Annotated in this window: 21 protein-coding genes and 1 tRNA gene; 11 read left to right on the forward strand and 11 right to left on the reverse strand. The window is 72.7% G+C overall.

From position 1 onward, the window contains the following. Positions 1 to 99 precede the first annotated feature (99 nt). The 3 genes from FBY23_RS22895 (at position 100) to FBY23_RS22905 (ending at position 1,314) form a co-directional block, all read left to right on the forward strand. Positions 100 to 588 (forward strand): pyridoxamine 5'-phosphate oxidase family protein, encoded by a 489-nt coding sequence (locus FBY23_RS22895; RefSeq protein WP_260806513.1) that lies wholly within the window; start codon positions 100 to 102, stop codon positions 586 to 588. A gap of 110 nt (positions 589 to 698) precedes the next feature. After that, positions 699 to 878: a DUF5999 family protein gene (locus FBY23_RS22900; protein WP_141800249.1), complete on the forward strand. Its 180-nt coding sequence runs from the start codon at positions 699 to 701 to the stop codon at positions 876 to 878. A gap of 37 nt (positions 879 to 915) precedes the next feature. Further along, positions 916 to 1,314, forward strand: coding sequence for a DoxX family membrane protein (locus FBY23_RS22905; RefSeq protein WP_141800250.1), 399 nt, complete (start codon positions 916 to 918; stop codon positions 1,312 to 1,314). Position 1,315: 1 nt separating this feature from the next. Here FBY23_RS22905 and FBY23_RS22910 read toward each other — a convergent pair. The 6 genes from FBY23_RS22910 to FBY23_RS22935 all read right to left on the reverse strand — a co-directional run bounded on the left by FBY23_RS22910 (position 1,316) and on the right by FBY23_RS22935 (position 7,804). Continuing rightward, positions 1,316 to 1,394 (reverse strand) — tRNA-Gln (locus tag FBY23_RS22910). Positions 1,395 to 1,529: 135 nt separating this feature from the next. Beyond that, positions 1,530 to 2,039, reverse strand: coding sequence for a hypothetical protein (locus tag FBY23_RS22915; RefSeq protein WP_141800251.1), 510 nt, complete (start codon positions 2,037 to 2,039; stop codon positions 1,530 to 1,532). Positions 2,040 to 2,143: 104 nt separating this feature from the next. Next, positions 2,144 to 3,664, reverse strand: coding sequence for a metallophosphoesterase (locus FBY23_RS22920; protein WP_160158340.1), 1,521 nt, complete (start codon positions 3,662 to 3,664; stop codon positions 2,144 to 2,146). Beyond that, positions 3,661 to 4,635, reverse strand: coding sequence for a 23S rRNA (guanosine(2251)-2'-O)-methyltransferase RlmB (gene rlmB, locus FBY23_RS22925; protein ID WP_141800252.1), 975 nt, complete (start codon positions 4,633 to 4,635; stop codon positions 3,661 to 3,663). The genes FBY23_RS22920 and rlmB overlap by 4 nt, the downstream gene beginning before the upstream one ends. 2 nt (positions 4,636 to 4,637) lie before the next feature. Further along, the gene (cysS, locus tag FBY23_RS22930; RefSeq protein WP_141800253.1) at positions 4,638 to 6,056 is read right to left on the reverse strand and encodes a cysteine--tRNA ligase; all 1,419 of its coding nucleotides are present in this window, start codon (positions 6,054 to 6,056) and stop codon (positions 4,638 to 4,640) included. A gap of 71 nt (positions 6,057 to 6,127) precedes the next feature. After that, the gene (locus tag FBY23_RS22935; RefSeq protein ID WP_141800254.1) at positions 6,128 to 7,804 is read right to left on the reverse strand and encodes a hypothetical protein; all 1,677 of its coding nucleotides are present in this window, start codon (positions 7,802 to 7,804) and stop codon (positions 6,128 to 6,130) included. 119 nt (positions 7,805 to 7,923) lie between these two features. Here FBY23_RS22935 and FBY23_RS22940 point away from each other — a divergent pair, with 119 nt between their 5' ends. Further along, positions 7,924 to 9,162, forward strand: coding sequence for a C39 family peptidase (locus FBY23_RS22940; RefSeq protein WP_141800255.1), 1,239 nt, complete (start codon positions 7,924 to 7,926; stop codon positions 9,160 to 9,162). A 13-nt stretch (positions 9,163 to 9,175) separates the two neighbouring features. Here FBY23_RS22940 and FBY23_RS22945 read toward each other — a convergent pair whose 3' ends face one another. Then, positions 9,176 to 10,714, reverse strand: coding sequence for a molybdopterin-dependent oxidoreductase (locus tag FBY23_RS22945; RefSeq protein ID WP_141800256.1), 1,539 nt, complete (start codon positions 10,712 to 10,714; stop codon positions 9,176 to 9,178). Positions 10,715 to 10,746: 32 nt separating this feature from the next. On the opposite strand from FBY23_RS22945, the gene ispF reads away from it, so the two are divergent. The 3 genes from ispF (at position 10,747) to FBY23_RS22960 (ending at position 13,008) form a co-directional block, all read left to right on the forward strand. Further along, positions 10,747 to 11,238 (forward strand): 2-C-methyl-D-erythritol 2,4-cyclodiphosphate synthase, encoded by a 492-nt coding sequence (gene ispF / locus FBY23_RS22950; RefSeq protein ID WP_141800257.1) that lies wholly within the window; start codon positions 10,747 to 10,749, stop codon positions 11,236 to 11,238. A gap of 80 nt (positions 11,239 to 11,318) precedes the next feature. Then, positions 11,319 to 12,287, forward strand: coding sequence for an alpha/beta fold hydrolase (locus tag FBY23_RS22955; protein WP_160158341.1), 969 nt, complete (start codon positions 11,319 to 11,321; stop codon positions 12,285 to 12,287). 10 nt (positions 12,288 to 12,297) lie between these two features. Further along, on the forward strand, positions 12,298 to 13,008 hold the full coding sequence (locus FBY23_RS22960; protein ID WP_141800259.1) for a 2-C-methyl-D-erythritol 4-phosphate cytidylyltransferase: 711 nt from the start codon (positions 12,298 to 12,300) through the stop codon (positions 13,006 to 13,008). Here FBY23_RS22960 and FBY23_RS22965 read toward each other — a convergent pair. Then, the gene (locus tag FBY23_RS22965) at positions 13,005 to 14,147 is read right to left on the reverse strand and encodes a HAMP domain-containing sensor histidine kinase (protein ID WP_141800260.1); all 1,143 of its coding nucleotides are present in this window, start codon (positions 14,145 to 14,147) and stop codon (positions 13,005 to 13,007) included. The two genes, FBY23_RS22960 and FBY23_RS22965, sit on opposite strands and share 4 nt — an antisense overlap. Beyond that, on the reverse strand, positions 14,140 to 14,811 hold the full coding sequence (locus FBY23_RS22970) for a response regulator transcription factor (RefSeq protein ID WP_141800261.1): 672 nt from the start codon (positions 14,809 to 14,811) through the stop codon (positions 14,140 to 14,142). Before FBY23_RS22970 ends, FBY23_RS22965 begins: the two co-directional genes overlap by 8 nt. Positions 14,812 to 14,898: 87 nt before the next feature. On the opposite strand from FBY23_RS22970, the gene FBY23_RS22975 reads away from it, so the two are divergent. Next, positions 14,899 to 15,459, forward strand: coding sequence for a M15 family metallopeptidase (locus FBY23_RS22975; protein WP_141800262.1), 561 nt, complete (start codon positions 14,899 to 14,901; stop codon positions 15,457 to 15,459). On the opposite strand, the gene FBY23_RS22980 is transcribed toward FBY23_RS22975, so the two are convergent. Together FBY23_RS22980 and FBY23_RS22985 are read right to left on the reverse strand one after the other, a co-directional pair. Beyond that, entirely contained in the window at positions 15,456 to 16,052 is a 597-nt protein-coding gene (locus FBY23_RS22980) for a 2-C-methyl-D-erythritol 4-phosphate cytidylyltransferase (protein ID WP_141800263.1), read from the reverse strand. The two genes, FBY23_RS22975 and FBY23_RS22980, sit on opposite strands and share 4 nt — an antisense overlap. Before the next feature lie 43 nt (positions 16,053 to 16,095). Continuing rightward, entirely contained in the window at positions 16,096 to 16,581 is a 486-nt protein-coding gene (locus tag FBY23_RS22985) for a CarD family transcriptional regulator (protein ID WP_028654642.1), read from the reverse strand. A gap of 229 nt (positions 16,582 to 16,810) precedes the next feature. On the opposite strand from FBY23_RS22985, the gene FBY23_RS22990 reads away from it, so the two are divergent. From FBY23_RS22990 to FBY23_RS23000, 3 genes are all read left to right on the forward strand, one after another. Then, entirely contained in the window at positions 16,811 to 17,812 is a 1,002-nt protein-coding gene (locus tag FBY23_RS22990) for a hypothetical protein (protein ID WP_141800264.1), read from the forward strand. A gap of 68 nt (positions 17,813 to 17,880) precedes the next feature. Continuing rightward, a complete protein-coding gene (locus tag FBY23_RS22995; RefSeq protein WP_141800265.1) occupies positions 17,881 to 18,498 on the forward strand; it encodes a hypothetical protein in 618 nt (205 codons plus the stop codon). Next, on the forward strand, positions 18,498 to 19,244 hold the full coding sequence (locus FBY23_RS23000) for a phosphoglyceromutase (protein WP_141800266.1): 747 nt from the start codon (positions 18,498 to 18,500) through the stop codon (positions 19,242 to 19,244). Before FBY23_RS22995 ends, FBY23_RS23000 begins: the two co-directional genes overlap by 1 nt. Positions 19,245 to 19,313 lie beyond the last annotated feature (69 nt).

Genomic DNA, 19,313 nt, shown 5'->3' on the forward strand with positions numbered 1-19,313 from the left:
GGCGTCGCGCTCGATGGGCCTGACCTGCCGATCCGGGGTGGGGTTTTCCCCACCCCGCCGCGGGACGCACGATGGGAGGAGCCACCGAAGGGACCACCCGTGGACGACACTCTCGAGCAGCACGCACGCGACCTGGCCACCACCAACCGCTACCTCACGCTCGGCACCGTGGACGCGGACGGCCTGCCCTGGACGTCCCCGGTCTACTTCAGCGCCACCGACGACCTGCGCCGGTTCCTGTGGGTCTCCTCGCCCGCCTCGCAGCACTCGCTCAACCTCACCGTGCGGCCCGCGGTCAGCCTGGCCGTGTTCGACTCGACCGTCGCGCCGTACCACGGTCGCTGCCTGTACGCCGCCGGCAGCGCGACCGTGCTCGAGGGCGCCGACCTCGAGGCCGGGCTGGCGTCGTACCCGGGTCCGGCGGAGCGCGGCGGCTCCGCCGTCGCCGTCGAGGACGTCACCGGCGACGCCCCGTGGCGGCTCTACGGCGCCGACGCGACCGCGCTGTGGGTCCTCTGCCCGCGCGAGCCGCGGCAGCCGTGCCCGCGGCACGGACGCGCCGACGACCATCGCGCCCGGATCTGGTGAGCCCGCACTGTTGGAGCGTTTTCCACAGTTCGGCGAAAGAGCGTGCATCTGCGGCCGATCAGGCGTATCACCAGAGATGAAAGTGTGAACGATCGAAAGGGAGCACGACGATGTGTGACCACTCACCCGAGTGCCCGGCCGCCGGGGACCCCGACTGCTGCACCGCCCACGTAACCGCCGACCACAGCGAGCAGGGCTGGTGCCGGCTCTGCAACGGCGTCATCCTCTTCGACGACGGCGCGTACCTCACGCCCGAGGGACAGGCGATGTCGCTGCCGCGCTCCGCCTGACCGGGCTCGGCCTGGGCCGGGAGCGTACGGTCGGAGCATGCGCACGACCGCCCGGCGGCTCGCCCGCCTGCTGACCGGAACCACCTACGTCCTGCTCGGCGTCGACGCCCTGCGCACCCCCGGCGGCCGCGTCGACGCTGCCGGGCCGCTCCTCGCGACCCTGCGCGGCGTCGTACCGCTGCCGGAGGACGACACCCTTCTCGTGCGTGCCAACGGCGCGGCCCAGGCCGCCGGCGGGGCCGCCATCGCGGCCGGCGTGCTCCCTCGCACCGCCGCCCTCGGGCTGATCGGCTCGATGGTCCCGACGACACTGGCCGGGCACGCGTTCTGGAAGGTCGAGGACCCCGCCGCGCGCAAGCAGCAGCAGGTGCAGCTGCTCAAGAACCTCGCCATGATCGGCGGGCTGGTCCAGGTCGCGCTCGACAGGGATGAGTGAGCTCCCCAGGTAGGAGTCGAACCTACGTCGCTTGTCCTGATTCAAAGTCAGGCGGGCCCTGCCGGCAGACCAACTGGGGATTGCGGGAACAGCGTAGGGCCCGCCTGGCGGGGCAGCACCTTGGCCCGGCAGACCAACTGGGGATTGCGGGAACAGCGTAGCGACGCAGAACGGTCGGGCCCCGAGAGACCCGACCGTTCCCGAACGCGCTGGCCTCAGGCAGCCGGCCCGAGGCAGAGCAGGGTCTTCTGCTTCTTGTTCTCCAGCGGCTGGCTGCCGTTGGCGCACTGCTCGCCGGCCTTGCCGACGGAGACGACCTTGACGACAGACGTGTTGCTGGCGCCCTCGGTGCACGCGACCTTCGTGGCCGGAGTGGACATGCCGCCCAGGTCGAAGCAGTCACCCTTCGCGGCGTTCAGCGCCAGGCACAGGTCCGCGACGTTGCCGGAGTCCACGCGGCCGACCGAGATCGTGTAGTTGAGCTCGGCGTCGTCGCAGCTGCCCTTGTCACTGACGATCTTGTAGACCGCCTCCGCGTCGCCGCAGTCGACCTCCTTGTGGTCGGCGTCGAAGCTCGAGCCGGTCATGACCAGGCACTCACCCACGTCGGGCGCCTTGGCCTGCTCGATCTTCTCCGTGCCGAAGTACTTGATGCCACCGATCACCGCCATCACGATGACCGCGACACCGACACTGCCCAGCTTGAGCAGCAGGCTCTTCCCCATTCGAGATTCCCTTTCGAGGTCAGGGCGATCCCGAGCCACCCACAACAAAACGGGACGCCACCTACCCCGGCGAACCATCACCAAACCTGGTGTCCGGCAGGTGGTCAGTAGGTGAGCGGCGCCCAGGGGTCGACGTCGTACCGGCCGTTCGGCTGCAGCGTGATCGACTGGATGCCGACGGGCCGGCCCTCGCGGTAGGTCACCAGCGCGATGCTGGCGGGGCGGCGGAGCTTGCTGCCGATGGCGATGGCGTACGCCGCACCGCCGGTCGTGCCGAGCGTGTAGGTGTAGCCGATCCGGCCGTCGTCGGCCGTGACCGGGGTCGGGCCGGTCTGCACGTGGATGTGCCCGCCGAGCACCAGGTCGACGCAGCCCCGCTCCAGGGCGGGCTTGGCGATGTTGGCGTCGTGCACGAGCAGCGTGTTGACCCGGTCGCCGTCCTCGTCGGCAGCGCAGGCGGCGTCGCCGAGCAGGTCGGCGACCTCGGTGAAGCTGAGGCCGGTCTGGTCACGCCAGTCGCCGAGACCGCTGGAGCGGGGGTCGTCGACGCCGAGGATCCGCGACCCACCAGGGCCGTCGATCACCTCGTCGTCGAAGTAGGTCCAGCCGAGGTCCTCGAGGTGGCTGCGCACGAAGCCGCCGTTGTCGTGGTTCCCCGCGACCGCCCACCGACCGTCGAGGTCCTTGAACGTGGCCGCGAGGGAGTCGAGCGAGAACGCCTCCCAGCGGCTGCCGGTCGAGGTGTCGTCGCCGGCGTCGAACACCGCCGTCGCGCCGCCCGCCTCGCCGATCGCGCGGGCCACCTTGTCCATGCCGACGTTGTCGTGGCGGTCGGAGACCAGCAGGACGACGGTCTCGCCCTCCTCGGGCTTGCGCAGGTCGAGCATCGCCGCGTCGTCCGCGGCCTCGGAGTAGAACTTCAGGCTCTCGTCATAGCTGCTGATGCCGCTCTCGATCAGCCGCCGCGACTGCGCCGTCGTCGCGTCGGCCATCACCTCGACCCCGTCCAGCTCGTCGGGCAGCGGCACCTCGGGGCCGAGGAAGTCGCGCAGCGAGGTCCAGTCCTCGGCGGGCTGGTCGGTGCGCCCCCAGCCGTACGGCACGACGGCCGCGACGGTGAGGGCGACGGCGAGCCCCGCGACGGCCAGGCCCCGCCGGGTCGGCAGGCCGGCGTACAGCTCCTGGCGTCGGGCGCGCCCGACGAGGGCCCACACCAGCAGCGGCACGGCGCCGAGCACGGCGCCCTGCACCAGCGCGGCGAGCGCCATCGCCTCCACCGCCCGCTGGGCGACGGCGATCTGCCCCTCGGGCTGCGAGGCGATGGCGGCGTACCGCGAGGTCAGCTCCTCCAGCGTCGCGGCGTCGGTCTTGCCCAGCTCGACCTCGACCCCGACCCGCGAGCCCGACGGCATCCGCAGGTCCGGCAGCACCGGGCCCATCCGAGCGACCACCTCGCCGGAGAAGTTGGGGCTGAGCCTCGCCTCGTGGCTGGCGATCTCGACGGTCCGCTCACTGTGCAGGAAGATCGCGCCGGCGATCGCCAGGGACAGGACCACCCAGGTCCCGACGTACGCGAGGACCTTGAGGAAGCGGCGGACCGGCATGCGGCGGACCAGGCGGATCACCCGCGGGCGCGGGCCTCCGCGACGGCGTACAGCGTGACCGACGCGGCGACACCGGCGTTCAGCGACTCCAGCACACCGGCCATCGGGATGGACATCAGCCGGTCGCAGCTCTCCGCGACCAGCCGGGACAGCCCGTCGCCCTCGGAGCCGACGACCAGCACCAGCGGGCCCTCGACGAGGTCGGCGTCCGCGGTCAGCTCGGGCAGGGTCAGGTCGCCGTCGGCGGCGAGGCCGATGACGAAGCAGCCAGCCTCCTGGTAGGCCTTGATCTGGCGGGTCAGGTTGACCGTCTGTGCGACCGGGCAGCGGGCGGCCGCCCCGGCCGACGTCTTCCACGCGGCAGCCGTCATCGAGGCCGCGCGACGCTCGGGGATGACGACGCCGTGGGCGCCGAAGCCGGCGGCGCTGCGCACGATCGCGCCGAGGTTGCGCGGGTCGGTGATCGAGTCGAGCATCACCACGAGCGGCTTCTGGCCGAGGTCGTCCGCGGCGTCGAGGAGGTCGTCGGGGTGGGCGTACTCGTAGGCCGGGATCCGCGCCGCGAGGCCCTGGTGGACCGCGCCGTCGGTGAGCCGGTCGAGCTCGCCGCGGCTGACCTCGAGCAGACCGATGCCGTTCTCGGCGGCCAGCCGGAACACCTCGCGCAGCCGGCCGTCGCGCTCGGCGCCCTCGGCGACGTACACCGACGTCACCGGCACCCGCTCGCGCAGCGCCTCGACGACCGGGTTGCGCCCGGCGATCCACTCGTCGCCGCCGGGCTTGCGGCGCGGGCCGCCGCGCTGGGTCCCGGCGCGCTTGTCGGCCCGCTTGCGGGCCTCCGCGATCTTGTGCGCCTTGTGGTACTCGCGGTCGACGGCCTTGGGCGTGGGGCCCTTGCCCTCCAGGCCGCGACGGACCTTGCCGCCCGTCCCTCCGGTCGGCTTCTTGCTCGACTTGCGGATCGCGCCCTTGCGGCTCGAGTTTCCGGCCATGGTCAGCTCACGCTCCAGGTGGGTCCGTCGGGGGTGTCGGTGACCTCGATGCCGGCCGCCTTGATCCGGTCGCGGATCGCGTCGGCGCGGGCCCAGTCCTTGTCGGTGCGCGCCTGGGCGCGCTCGTCGAGCAGCCCGGCGACCAGCGCGTCGACGGCGGCGGTGAGCCGCTCCTCGGCTCCGGACGCGCCGGCGCCGGCCCAGGTCGGGTCGGCCGGGTGCACGCCGAGCACGTCGAGCATCGCCGAGACCGCGCCGGCCATGGCGGACACGTCCTCGCCGGCGGCGAGCTGGCGGTTGCCCTCGCGCACGGTGTCGTAGAGCACGGCCACCGCGGCCGGCGTACCGAGGTCGTCGTCCATCGCGGCGGCGAAGGCGTCCGGCAGCGCACCGCCCGAGCCGGTCGAGCCCGTCGAGCCCGTCGAGACCCCGGCCCTGTCGAGGAAGGAGACGATCCTCTGGTAGCCCGCAGCCGCCTCGTCGAGCGCCTCGAACGAGAACTCGACGTGGGAGCGGTAGTGGGCGGCGACCATGTAGAACCGCAGCTCCGCGCCGCTCACCCGCTGCAGCACCGAGGGGATCGAGAGGGTGTTGCCGAGCGACTTGCTCATCTTCTCGCCGGCGGTCGTGATCCACGCGTTGTGCATCCAGTACGACGCGAAATGAGCCCCCGCGGCGCGCGACTGGGCCTGCTCGTTCTCGTGGTGGGGAAAACGCAGGTCGACGCCGCCGCCGTGGATGTCGAACGCCTCGCCGAGGTACTTGCCCGCCATCGCGGAGCACTCGATGTGCCAGCCCGGGCGGCCGCGGCCCCACGGACTGGGCCAGGACGCCGTCTCCGGCTCGGAGTCCTTGCGGCCCTTCCACAATGCGAAGTCGCGGGGGTCCCTCTTGCCGCGCGGGTCGGCGTCGGCGGCCGGCTCCATGTCGTCGACGCCCTGGTGGGTCAGCTCGCCGTACGACGGCCAGGAGCGCACGTCGAAGTAGACGTCGCCGCTGCCGTCCTCGGCCGGGTAGGCGTGACCCCGGTCGATCAGCCGCTCGATGAGCACGATCATCTCGGGGATGTGGCCCGTGGCCGCGGGCTCGTACGTCGGCGGCGCGACGTTGAGCGCGGCGTACGCCTTGTCCAGCTCGATCTTCATCGCGTAGGCGAGGTTGTACCAGGGCCGGCCCTGCTCGGCCGACTTCGCCAGGATCTTGTCGTCGATGTCGGTGATGTTGCGGATGAACGTGACCTCGTAGCCGCGGTGGCGCAGCCAGCGCTGGAGGACGTCGAAGTTCACCGCCGAGCGGACGTGCCCCACGTGGGGCTCGCTCTGGACCGTCAGGCCGCACACGTACAGACCCGCCCTGCCCTCGTGGAGGGGCACGAAGTCGCGCACTTCGCGGGTCGCGGTGTCGTAGAGCCGGATGGTCACGCCGCCAGTCTAGGGATCCGCGCGGGTCCGCCTCACATCGTCAGCGGACCCGCCTGCCACGGCGGGCTCGGTCAGCGCTTGACCTTCTTGGCCTTCGAGGTCGCGGTGGCCGAGGCGCACGACGGCTTGGTCCCGGTGACGACCACGCTGATCTTCTTGCCGCGGTCCTTGCGGGTCAGCTTGTACGACGCCTTGACGGCCTTCCCGAGCGGCTTGATCGCCTTGCCGTTGCGCAGCCACTGGTAGGTGAGCGTCGCCCCGTCCCACCCGGCGACCTTCGCCTTCAGCTTGGCGCCGGCCACGGCGCGACCCTTCACGGTGACGACGGCGGCGGGCAGCGCGCAGGCGGCCTGGCCGGTGCTCGGCGGCTGCACGCCCGGGCCGACCGGGTCCACCGGGTCCACCGGGTCCACCGGCGTGGCGCGGACGACGTCGGAGGGAGCCGAGGCGGCGAGGAACACCTGCCACCACGTGGAGCCGGTCATCCGGACGCCGACGGAGATCCGGTGCCCGATGTCGGCGGTCTGCAGCTGGTACGTCGCGCCGGTCGCCCCGGCGATCAGCTCGCCGTCCCGGATCCAGCGGTGGGTGGCCCCGGCGGTCGCGTTGGCAACGGTCGGTGCGGCGAGGGTGTCGCCGACGGTGGTCGCACCGGCGACCGACGCAGACACGACCGTCGGCTTGGTGCCCACGGCGAGCGAGGGAGAGGTGCGGGTGCCGGAGACCTGGACGCTCACCCGGCGGTCGATGTAGCTGCCGTCGACGGAGTTGCCGTCCGCATCGGTCAGGGAGACGTGGAGGCGTGCCTCGATCTTCGTGCCGGCCATCGCCGCGGTGACCGGGAACGAGCCCGTCGCCTGGTGGCTGGTCGCCTCGGGCTGCGGCACGCCGTCGACCAGCCACTCGATCTCGCTGTAGTAGGTCTGGGCGGGCGCCCCGAAGGCGGCGGTCAAGGTCTGGCCCGGCGCGGCGGTGCCGGTGACCGCCAGCGGCTTGGAGAGCTGGGCGTGTGGAGTGCCGACCATGTTGACCTGGGCGCTCATCACGGCCGGCAGGTAGCCCGGCAGGCTCGCGGTGACGTCGACGTAGACCGAGTTCTGGTCCTGGGCGGCGGTCGGGGTGAAGGTGGCTGACGTGGCACCCGGGATCGGAGCATAGAGGCCGCCGTCGCTGGCGTACCACTGGTAGGACAGCTGGGCGCCGGTCGGGCGCAGGCCCTCGAGACCCGTGACGGTCAGCGGCTTGCCGACCTCGAACGTGCCATCGATGATCGGCGCGCCCGGCACCATGCCGAGGCCGGTGGCCGGCATCCGGACCTCGAAGGTCTTCGACGTGTCGGTCGCCGTCCAGCTCTCCGCGGTCTCGACGGAAGTGGACACGGTGCTGTCCGAGCGCCAGCAGGTGCTCCGGTGCCGGACCTCGGGCAGCCAGAGCTCGTCGCCGGCCTGGCCGGCGTAGCCGTCGACGAAGCAGATGCGGTACGCGGTCCCGGCGGCGAGATAGCCGCTGACCTGGAACCGGCCGTTCGCGTCGGTCAGCTTCGGCCCGAACTGCAGGCCGACCCACCTGCCGTTCTCCTGGTGGTAGACGTCCCAGTAGACGTTGCGCAAGGGCTGGCCCTGCTCGTCGAGCGCGACGCCGACGATGGTCGGCGCGGCGGAGGCGGACACCGCGGTCAAGGGCACGACCACCAGCGCGAGCAGCGCGGCAGTGAGGACGGACAGCAACAGGCGGACGGATCGAAGCACGACGCGCACCCTCCCCCGGTGAAGGGTCGCCAAAACACCGGGGAGCGCGATGTGACGCAGGCAACGACCCAACTCGCCACAGTGTGACGGGAGTGACGGATGTGACGTACCGTGGGCCAGTGCGCCGGTCCTTCCCCGTTCCCGTCGTGTCCCTGACCCTCGCCCTGGTCGCCTGCCTGGCGGCCGGACTCGCGGTGGTCGCCGGCCAGCCCGGCAGCACCGCCGCGGAGCACCGCCCCGAGGCGGTCGCGGCGGCCGCCGTGTCGTCGCGCCAGGTCCACCTGCAGCGCTTCGCCGCGCCGCAGACCTGGAAGCAGACGGCGACCGAGCGCCGCTACGGTCGCACCTACCAGGGCAGTCGCTGGAAGAGCCCGTGGGTCGCGCCGGGCTTCGACTACACCGAGCTGATCACGTCGTGGTCGGCCCGCACGCCCGGTTCGAGCTGGATCTCGGTCGAGGTCCGGGGCCGCGCCGCCAGTGGTGCGAAGACATCGTGGGACACGGTGGCCCGCTGGGCCGCGAAGGACAGGTTCCTCTCCCGGCGCTCCGGCGGCACCCAGGGCGACGACGGCACCCGGCTCGCGACCGACACCTGGCGCACGGCCGGGCTGGCGTCGTACCGGATCCGGGTGACGCTGCGTCGCGAGGCGGGCCGGAAGTCCCCGCGCGTCGACCTCGCGACCGTGATGACCTCGCGGCTGCCCGCCGTCGGCGCGGTGTCGGCACCCGGCGTCGCTCGGGGCGTCGAGCTCGCGGTGCCGCGCTACTCGCAGATGATCCACACCGGCCACTACCCGCAGTGGGGAGGTGGCGGCGAGGCGTGGTGCTCGCCGACCTCGACCTCGATGGTGCTCGGCTACTACGGCCGGCTGCCCGGGCCCGGCGGCTACGGCTGGGTGCCGGGTGGGCACCCGGACCCGTGGGTCGACGCGGCCGCGCGCTCGACGTACGACCACGCCTACGACGGCACCGGGAACTGGACCTTCAACACCGCGTACGCCGCCCGCCGGCTCGGCCCGTCCGGGGAGGCGTTCGTGACCCGGCTGCGCGACCTCACCGACGCCGAGCTGCTGGTGCGGGCCGGGATCCCGCCGGTCATCTCGATCGCGTTCTCCCGCGGCGAGCTCACCGGCGCCCCGATCTCCGCGTCCAACGGGCACCTGCTCGTCATCGTCGGGTTCACCGCGACCGGCGACGTGATCGTCAACGACCCCGCGGCGGCGAGCGCCGACGGCGTGCGGCGGGTCTACTCCCGCGCTCAGCTCGAGAAGGTCTGGCTGCAGGCCTCCGGCGGCGCGGCGTACGTCGTCCACGACGCCGCCCACCCGCTCCCGGCAGCGCCGGGCGGCAACTGGTAGCGCTCGGCCCGGCTCAGGCCGAGGCGGTGACGTCGATGGTCTGCCAGCCCGTCGCACCATCGGGTACGACGTCCGCGATCGCCCCGGTCTGCGTGCGCCCCTGCTCGTCGACCGCGCGCACCCGGAGCTGGTGCTCGCCGGGCGTGAGGTCGAGGACGGCGCGCCACTGCACCCAGGTGTCGGCGTTCGGGGTGCTCGCGAGGCTCGCGGGCTGCCAGCTGCCGCCGTCGACCTGGACCTCGACGCCGGAGATGCCGGTGTGCTGGAACCAGGCGACGCCGGCGCAGACCAGCTCGCCGGCGGGGACGTCGGCACCGTCGCCGGGCACCTCGATCTTGGAGGCGATCTTGACCGGCCCCTGCGCGGACCAGCCCTTGTCGGTCCAGTAGGCCGTGAAGTCGTCGAAGCTCGTGACCTCCATGTCGACCACCCACTTGCACGCCGACACGTAGCCGTAGAGGCCCGGCACGATGGTGCGCACCGGGAAGCCGTGCTCGATCGGCAGCGGCTCGCCGTTCATCGCCACCGCGAGCATCGCGTTGCGCTCGTCCATCAGCGCGGCCAGCGGCGTCCCGCAGGTCCAGCCGTCCTCCGAGGTCTGCAGCACCGCGTCCGCGCCCGGCAGCGGCTTGGCCTCGGCGAGGATCGCCGCCAGCCGGACCCCGCTCCACCAGGCGTTGCCGATCAGGTCGCCACCGACCTCGTTGGACACGCAGTTGAGGGTGATCCAGTCCTCGGTGATCTCGCGACGCACCAGGTCGGCGTACGTCAGGCGGAGCTCGCGCTCGACCTTCCCGTGGATCCGGATCTCCCAGTCGACGGGCGCGATGGTCGGCTTGATGATCGCGGTGTCGATCAGGTAGAAGTCGTCGTTCGGCGTCTGCCAGGGCGAGAGGCCCTCGACGTCGACAGTCACACCGTCGGGTACGGCGGGCGCGGTGACGCCCTCGATCCGCAGCAGCCGCCGGCTCTGCTCGGCCTTGCGGCGCGCGTTCCCGGCGATCCGCCCGGCCAGCCCGCCGACGACGGTCACCGCCGCCATCGCGCCGGCGATGGCGAAGAAGCTCCGTCGGGTCGGCAGGGCGTCGTCGGTCGGGCCGGGGATGTCCTCGACCAGCTCCCAGCGTCGCAGCCACTCGGCGAGCAGGGCCAGGGCCACCAGCCAGCACAGCAGGCCGACCACGATCGGCGCGAGGTCGATCAGGCTGGGCGTCGGCTTGGCGAGCACGGCGACCACGGCGATGCCGGCGAGCGCGACGTACCCGGTCACGGCGGCCCACCACTGCCGGTGCGCCAACCGGCCGAACCACGCGAACAGCAGGGCGACGACGAGCAGGAGGCCGACGACGAGCACCTTCTTGTCGGCGGTGTCGAAGGTGTCGATCGCCCACTTGGCGACCGGGCCGGGAGTGATCGCGATGACGCCCTCGGCGACCGCGACGACCGGCGAGTCGCGCACGTGGAGCAGGGCGGCCGCGGCGTAGCTGACCGCAAGGCCGACCGCACCGGCGATCAGCCCGGCCAGTGGCCACCAGGCGCGGGAGGTCCTCACGGGCCCGATTGTTCCTCAGGCATGATCGGACCGTGCACTCGAAGGGCTTACGGATTGGTATCGGCTCCGACGTCCACCGCCTGGTGCCCCGCGGCCCGCAGGACCCACCTCTGGCGCTCGGCGGCCTGACCTGGCCCGACGAGGACGTGCGCCTCGAAGGTCACTCCGACGCGGACGTCGCCGCCCACGCGGCCTGCGACGCCCTCCTGTCGGCGGCGGGCCTGGGCGACCTCGGCAGCAACTTCGGTACGGCGGAGCCCGCGTGGGCGGGCGCGAGCGGCGCCGCGCTGCTCGGCGAGACCCGCCGCCGGGTCGAGGCGGCCGGCTTCTCGGTCGTCAACGTGGCCGTCCAGGTGATCGGCAACCGCCCGAAGGTCGGACCGCGCCGCGCCGAGGCGGAGGCCGCGCTCACCGACGTCCTCGGCGCCCCGGTCTCCCTGTCGGCCACCACCACCGACGGGCTCGGCCTCACCGGGCGCGGCGAAGGTGTCGCGGCCATCGCGAACGCGCTGCTGTCCTCCTGACCGCTCTTCCTGCGACACGCTGTCGCGCACCGGCCCCGGGCGTGGCAGGGTGGGACGCCGAGACCGACATGGGGGTAGCGATGTCCGACCACACCGTCATCACCGAGGACGGGCTGCGCCTCCACGTCACCGTGCGCGGCCGCGACGACGCGCCGCTCACGGTGCTGCTGTCCCACTGCTGGACGGCCGAGGAGTCGGACTGGCACTACCAGGTCACCGACCTGCTGGCCCGCTACGGCCGCGACGTCCGGGTGATCACCTGGGACCACCGCGGACACGGCAGGTCCGACCGCGCTCCCGAGTCGGCCTGCACGATCCCGCACCTCGCCCGCGACCTGGGCCTGGTCGTCGACACGTGCGCCCCGGACGGACCGCTGGTCGTCGCCGGGCACTCGGTCGGTGGGATGACGATCACCGCGATCCCCGAGGAGCGCCCGGACCTGATGGCGCGCATCGTCGGCACCCTGTTCGTCAGCACGACCAGCGGCGAGCTGTCGAAGGTGACCCTCGGCCTGCCCGCGGTCGCCGGCGGGCTGCTGCGCGACCGGCTGCCGTTCATCCTGGCCAACCGGTCGCGGATGCTCAGCTTGAGCCGCCGCGAGAAGTTCCCGACCATCGAGCGGCAGGTCGCCCGCCGGTTCCTGTTCGGCCGCCCGGCCCGCTCCCGCGACGTCGCGCTCGTGGTCGACCAGCTCGTCCACGCCGCGCCCGAGACCATGTCCGGCTTCTTCAAGGACATGATGAACCACGACCGGATCGGCAACCTGTCGGCCTTCGACGACATCCCGACCACTGTCCTGGTCGGCACCCGTGACCTGCTCACCCCGCCCGAGCACGCCGGCAAGATCGCCCGCGGCATCCGTGGCGCCCGCCTGCTCGTCGCCCCCGACGCCGGCCACTACCTGCCGTTCGAGCGCCGCGAGCTGGTCAGCGACGAGCTGTTCGCGCTCATCGACCGGGCGCTGGCAGATCTGAACCGCGCCCCATACGAAATGGTCGCAAACGAGGGCAGAGGACGACCGAATCGCATGGGGCGCGGTACTCACTAGGCTCGGCAGGGTGAGACCCGCCCCTACCGCCGCCGTCGTCGTCCTCGCCGCCGGGAGCGGCAGCCGCGTGGGGGCCGAGGTCAACAAGATCCTGCTCCCGCTGCGCGGCAGGCCGGTACTCGCCTGGTCGGTGCTCACCGCGCTGGAGGTGCCGGGCGTCGACCCGGTCGTCGTGGTGCACCGCCCCGGCGAGCGCGCCGACGTCGGTGCCGCGCTGCTGCCGGTGATCGGCGAACGCGACGTGCTGCTCGTCGAGGGTGGCGCGACCCGGCAGGAGTCCGAGCAGGCGGCGCTGGCCGCGCTCGCGCCGCGGGTGGCCGACGGCAGCCTCGACGTCGTCGCGATCCACGACGGCGCCCGGCCGCTCGCGACGGTGGCGCTGTTCGAGGCGACGATCGCGACGGCACGCGAGCACGGGGGCGCCGTACCGACCCACGAGCTGGCGGGCCTGCTCCCCCGCGACCCGACCGCCGCTCCCGCACCGGGTGGGACGGGCACCCGGCTGGTGGGCGTCGCGACCCCGCAGGCGTTCCGAGCCGCCCCACTGCTGGCTGCGTATGCGGCGGCCGCGGACGCCGGCTTCGACGGCACCGACACGGCGGCGGCCTTCGCCGCGTTCGCGCCCGCCGGGCAGGAGGTGTGGGCGGTGCCCGCCGACCCGGGCAACCTCAAGGTGACCTTCGCCGAGGACCTGCGGGTCGCCGAGCGGCTGCTCGCCTAGATGACTACGGCCGGCAGCCGCACCGTCACCTGAAGGCCGCCGCCGGGCTGTGCGACCAGGGTGAGGGTGCCGTCGTGCGCCTCGGCGATGCTCCGCGCGATCGCCAGCCCGAGCCCGGCACCGGCGTGACCGCCCTGACTCCGCTGCCCGGGCTCGACATGGGTGCGCGCCGAGCCGCGCTGGAACGGCTCGGCGAGCGTGGCGACCAGGTCCGGGTGGAGCAGCGCGCCGGTGTTCTCGACGCTCAGCACCGCCGCCCCCGTCTCCCGGCGGGTGGTGACGCGCACCCGGCCGCCCTCGGGGAGGTTGTGCACGATCGCGTTGTGGGTGAGGTTCGTGGTCAGCTGCAGCAGCAGTGCCGGCTCCCCCTGGGCGATCGCGAGGTCACCCGAGGTCTCGAGCACGATGTCGCGCGCCTCGGCGAGCGGCAGCAGCGTCTCGGTGGCCTCCTCCGCGAGCAGCGAGAGGTCGACGTCCTCGCGGGCGAACGAGCGCCGGTCGGCCCGACTGAGCACGAGCAGCGCCTCGATCAGGTCGATGGCGCGGGTGTTGACGGCGTACAGGCTCTCGACGAGACGGGTCGGGTCGCGGGTCGGGTCCTTGCGGGCCAGCTCCAGCAGGGTCTGGGTGATGGTCAGCGGCGTGCGCAGCTCGTGGGAGGCGTTGGCGGCGAACCGCTGTTGCTCGGCGACGTGCGCGTCGAGCCGCGCGAGCATGCTGTCGAACGCGTCGGCGAGCTCTCGGAACTCGTCGTCGCGCCCGCGCAGCCGGATCCGGTGGGTGAGCGATCCGCCGGCCGCCCGGCGGGTGGCCTCGGTGATCCTGCCGAGCGGCGCGAGCATCCGTCCGGCCAGCAGCCAGCCGCCGCCGAGCCCGCAGACCAGCAGGAAGCCCAGCACCAGCGCGGCCTTCGGCCAGAACGCCTCCCACAGGTCCGAGCGGCCCGGGATGAACAGGTACGGCGAGCGCGGCCCGCCGCCCGGGAGGTCCTGGGTCGGCACGGTGACCGCCTGGTCGGGCACGTAGCGCAGCAGGAACAGCCACACGACGGCGAGCAGCAGCGCACCGGCGAGGAGCAGGAAGCCGGCGTAGCTGAGCGTCAGCCGGAGCCGGACGCTGGGCCCGGGGCGCCTAGACATCGGCCGCGACATCGATCCGGTACCCGACCCCGGCGACGGTGGCGATCACCCACGGCTCGCCGAGCCGCTTGCGCAGCGCCGAGACGGTGATCCGGACGGCGTTGGTGAACGGGTCGGCGTTCTCGTCCCAGGCCCGCTCGAGCAGCTCCTCGGCGCTCACGACACCGCCCTCGGCGGCCACGAGGACCTCCAGCACCGCGAACTGCTTGCGGGTGAGCGCGACGTACCGGCCGTCGCGGTGCACCTCGCGGCGGAACGGGTCCAGGCGCACCCCGGCGATCTCGCGGACCGGCGGTCGGTGGTGCGCGCGACGGCGGTCGAGCGCGCGCAGCCGGAGCACCAGCTCGGCGAGCTCGAACGGCTTGGTGAGGTAGTCGTCGGCGCCGAGCCCGAAGCCGGAGGCCTTGTCGTCGAGTCGGTCCGCGGCGGTGAGCATCAGGATCGGCATCCCAGTGCCGGAGGCGACGATGCGCCGCGCGATCTCGTCGCCCGAGGGGCCGGGCACGTCACGGTCGAGGACCGCGATGTCGTAGGCGTTGACGCTGAGCAGGTCGAGCGCGGTGTCGCCGTCGCCGGCGATGTCGGCCGCGATCGCCTCCAGGCGCAGTCCGTCGCGGACGGCCTCGGCCAGGAGAGGCTCGTCCTCGACGATCAGCACCCGCACTCCTCGAATGCTACGAGCCGCCGGATATCGCGAGCGTATCGAAAAACCGATACGCCCTCGCAACGTCGCGCTGCCTTGACTCGTCGCATGACCACTTCCCCCACCCGTCCGGTCTTCCTCCTCCTCGTCGTGTTCGTCCTACTCGGTGCCGTCGGCTACCGCTCCCTCGCCTCGACCTCGTCGGCGGCCGACTCCGGCCCGGTCGGCGACGGCGAGCTGCCGGACGGCACGTCGGTGTACGACGACGAGCACTCCGGCGTGACCGAGCTCGACCCCGACCTGCTGCGCGCACTGCGCCGCGCCGCGACGGCCGCGGTCGACGACGGCGTCGACCTCGTCGTCAACAGCGGCTGGCGCTCGCGGTCCTACCAGCAGCGGCTGCTCGACGAGGCGGTCGCGACCTACGGCTCCCGCGAGCAGGCCGCCCGCTGGGTGTCCACCCCCGACAACTCGCCGCACGTGTCCGGCGACGCCGTGGACATCGGTCCGGCGCGGGCGGCGGCGTGGCTGGGGACGAACGGCGCGCGGTACGGCCTGTGCCGGATCTACGACAACGAGCCCTGGCACTTCGAGCTGCGGCCCAAGGCGGTCGACGACGGCTGCCCGGAGAGGTACGCCGACCCGACCCGGGACCCGCGCAACCGCTAGCGCGGGTCGGTGAGCGCCTCGAGCACCGCGAGGTCGGCCTCGACGGCGATCCGCCGCGCCTCGGGCGGCGCCTCGACGAGCAGCACCCGCTCCGCGCCGTACCGCTGGCGCAGGGTGCTCACCAGCGCCGTGAAGTCGGTCGTGGGCAGCCGGCCGCCGTCGCCGAGCAGGTCGGCGACGACCGCGGCGGGCAGCACCACGGGCGAGCAGACGGCGACGAGGGCGTCGCGGTCGACCGTCGTACCGAGGAGGTCACCGTGCACCTCCTTGACCGTGTCGGTGACCGGGCGGACCCCGACCACGACCCGGTCCTCGACCGCGGCCCGCTCGGCGCAGCGGCGCAGGAACTCCGGCGGGGTCATCGGGCACAGCGGGTCGTGCAGGAGCAGCGGCTCCTCGCGCTCGACGACGGCCGCCCAGGGCACGGTCTGGTCGAGCAGGTCGACCCCGGCCTCGCCCACGGCCCACGCGGCCGCGGCCACGAGGGACTCGCCATGGATCAGGTGGAACGGGAGGGCGCCACGGCCCTCCTCGACCACGATCCCGGCGACGGGGGCAAAAAGGTCGACGGCGTCATACGGGTGCGGGTTCATCGGAACCCACCGTATGACGCCGTCGGCGCGTTGCTGGAGGTGCCTACGAGGCGAGCACCTCGTCGAGGATGGTCTCGGCCTTGTCCTCGTTGGTGTTCTCGCACAGGGCGAGCTCGGAGACGAGGATCTGGCGCGCCTTGGCCAGCATCCGCTTCTCACCCGCGGACAGGCCGCGGTCACGCTCGCGGCGCCACAGGTCGCGCACGACCTCGGCCACCTTCATGACGTCGCCACTGTGGAGCTTCTCGAGGTTCGCCTTGTAGCGCCTCGACCAGTTGGTCGGCTCCTCGACGTGCTCCGCGCGGAGCACTCCGAAGACCCGGTCCAGCCCGTCCTTGTCCACGACATCCCGAACACCCACGAGATCCAGGTTGTCGGCCGGCACACGGACCACGAGGTCCTGCTGGGCGACAATCCGAAGCACGAGGTACTGCCGTTCCTGGCCCTTGATCGTCCGCATCTCGATGTTCTCGATGACCGCGGCCCCGTGATTGGGGTAGACGACCGTTTCGCCGACGGTGAAAGTCATATGAGCAAAACCCCTTCCTAGGTGACCTATCTTACCACGCCTTCTACGACTCTCCGAATGCGTTTGCGCAGGTCAGGGGCACAATCGGCGGCTTGACAAGTGGCCAGTCGTATGGTCCGGGCGGGTCGTCGCAGTGTGGGACACGTCACTTGCCGGGGCACGGCGGCCGGTCCCGCCCGATCGGCGGGCCCGCCCCCATGCTGGTCGGCCGTGGTCAATACTGCTCGCCATGGCGAAGATGCAGCGCTGGCGACACAGCCGGGCTTCGGAGGAGGGGACCCTGGCGACGGAGACCCCCGACGAGGCCTCCGAGGAGACCCCGGAGCAGACCTCCGACGTCGAGGTCGCGGAGGACGTCGAGGTCGCGGAGGACGTCGAGGTCGCGGAGGACGTCGAGGTCGCGGAGGACGTCGAGGTCGCGGAGGACGTCGAGGTCGCGGAGGACGTCGAGGATCTGGAGCACCCGCCACTCCCCCACGTACCGGATCGCTCGGGGGTCACCGGCTGGCTGTTCGGCGGCCGCAACCCCGCCCAGGTGCTCCCCCTCCAGTTGCTGCAGGCCGCGCACGCAAAGCAGGCGATCACCACAGCGCTCGCGATGGGACTGGTCGCCGCGGTGGCCGGGCGCCCGGCGCGTGAGGCGGGCGTCGTACTCGTCACGGTGCTGGTCGGCCAGACCATCCTCGGCTGGCACAACGACATCGTCGACCGCCAGCGCGACCAGGCGCACGGCCTGCCCGGCAAGCCGGTCGGCGCGGGCCGGCTCGAGGTCGGCACCGTCTGGTACGCCATCGTCGTCGCGTTCCTGCTGCTCGTGCCGCTCGCCACGACGACCGGCGTGCGCGCCGGCGCCTACTACCTCGGCTCGGTGGCCGTGGCCATGCTCGGCAACATCGTGCTGCGCACCGGGTTCTTCTCGTGGTGGTCGTGGGCGGCGTCGTTCGCCCTGCTGCCGGCGTACCTGTCCTGGGGCGGCTGGGGCGGCAAGGCCGTCGGCAGCGCGCCCGAGCCGGCGATCGTGGTGCTCGCCGCGCTGCTCGGCGTCGGGATCCACTTCATGCGGGCCGTGTGGGGCCTGGTCGCCGACCACGAGGACGGCTGGACCTACCTGCCGCTCAAGCTCGGGCTCAAGCTCGGCGCGACCCGGCTGCTCGCGCTCTCGACCCTGTTCAGCGTCGGCGTCGTCGTCGCGCTGGTCGTGGTCGGCGCCCGGGTCGGTCTGAGCCGCTGAGCGACCCGCCGTCGCGCAACGCTAGAGTGAGCCCGCTTCGACCCCACCTGACCCGGAGGCCTTCCGCCATGCCCCACCTGCGCCGATCCGCGCTCGCCGGCCTGCTGCTGGCCGTCGTTCCCGCCACCGCCCTGAGCGGCTGCGGGTTCCACTACCCGACCGACCGGGTCAACACCATCTCCTCCGGCGTCAACGACCGCACCGGCGACGTCGACGCGCTCGGCATCCGGGTCCTCGCGACCGCGAAGGGCGAGGGCCGGCTGATCGGCGCGCTGTCCAACAACGTGCGCAAGGACGCCTCGCTCGAGTCCGTGTCCTCGACCGCGGGCATCTCCGCCGGCGAGTTCGAGCCGGTCGAGGTCGCGGGTCGGGGCACGGTCAACCTGGCCACCGCGGCCGACGTACCGCTCACCGGCAACTTCACCGCCGGCGACGTCATCCGGCTCGACCTGACGTTCAGCGACGGCACCACGCTGAGCCTCGACGTCCCGGTCGTCAAGCCGTGCTACCAGTACACCGCGGTGCCCACTCCCACGCCCAGCGAGTCCGCCTCGGAGAAGGCCACCGACGGTGCGGCCGCCGACGCCGCCGCCGAGGAGGAGGGCGACGAGGCGCACGCCGACGAGACCGGCGACGCGACCTTCGACTGCTCCGACGAGGCCCCGGCGCCCGAGAGCGAGCACTGATGACGTTCACGCTCGTCCTGCTCCGCCACGGCGAGAGCGAGTGGAACGCGAAGAACCTCTTCACCGGCTGGGTCGACGTCGCGCTGACCGAGAAGGGGCGCGGCGAGGCGGTCCGCGGCGGCGAGCTCCTCGCGGAGGCCGGCATCCTGCCGGACGTCGTGCACACCTCACTGCAGCGCCGCGCGATCAACACCGCCGCGCTCGCGCTCGACGCCGCCGACCGGCACTGGATCCCGGTGCGTCGATCCTGGCGCCTCAACGAGCGCCACTACGGCGCCCTGCAAGGCAAGGACAAGGCCCAGATCCGCGACGAGTACGGCGAGGAGCAGTTCATGCTCTGGCGCCGCTCGTTCGACGTCCCCCCGCCGCCGCTGGACGACAGCGACCCCTACTCGCAGTCCGGTGACCCGCGCTACGCCGACCTCGGCGACGAGCTGCCCCGCGCGGAGGCGCTCAAGCAGGTCATCGACCGGCTGCTCCCCTACTGGGACGCCGGCATCGTGCCGGACCTGCGCGCCGGCCACACCGTCCTCATCGCGGCCCACGGCAACAGCCTGCGCGCGATCGTCAAGCACCTCGACCAGATGAGCGACGCCGACATCACCGGCCTCAACATCCCCACCGGGATGCCGCTGGTCTACGAGCTCGACGAGGACACCCTCGCCCCGGTCGTCCCCGGTGGCCGCTACCTCGACCCCGAGGCCGCCGCCGAGGCTGCTGCCGCCGTCGCCAACCAGGGCCGCTGACCCCAGCAGCCCCACTGGCCACAAGTTTCACCGGCTGGCCGGTGAAACTGTCGCTGGGCCGAGGAAGAA

Origin of the sequence: Nocardioides sp. SLBN-35, assembly GCF_006715725.1 — a bacterium.
Classification (GTDB): Bacteria; Actinomycetota; Actinomycetes; order Propionibacteriales; family Nocardioidaceae; genus Nocardioides.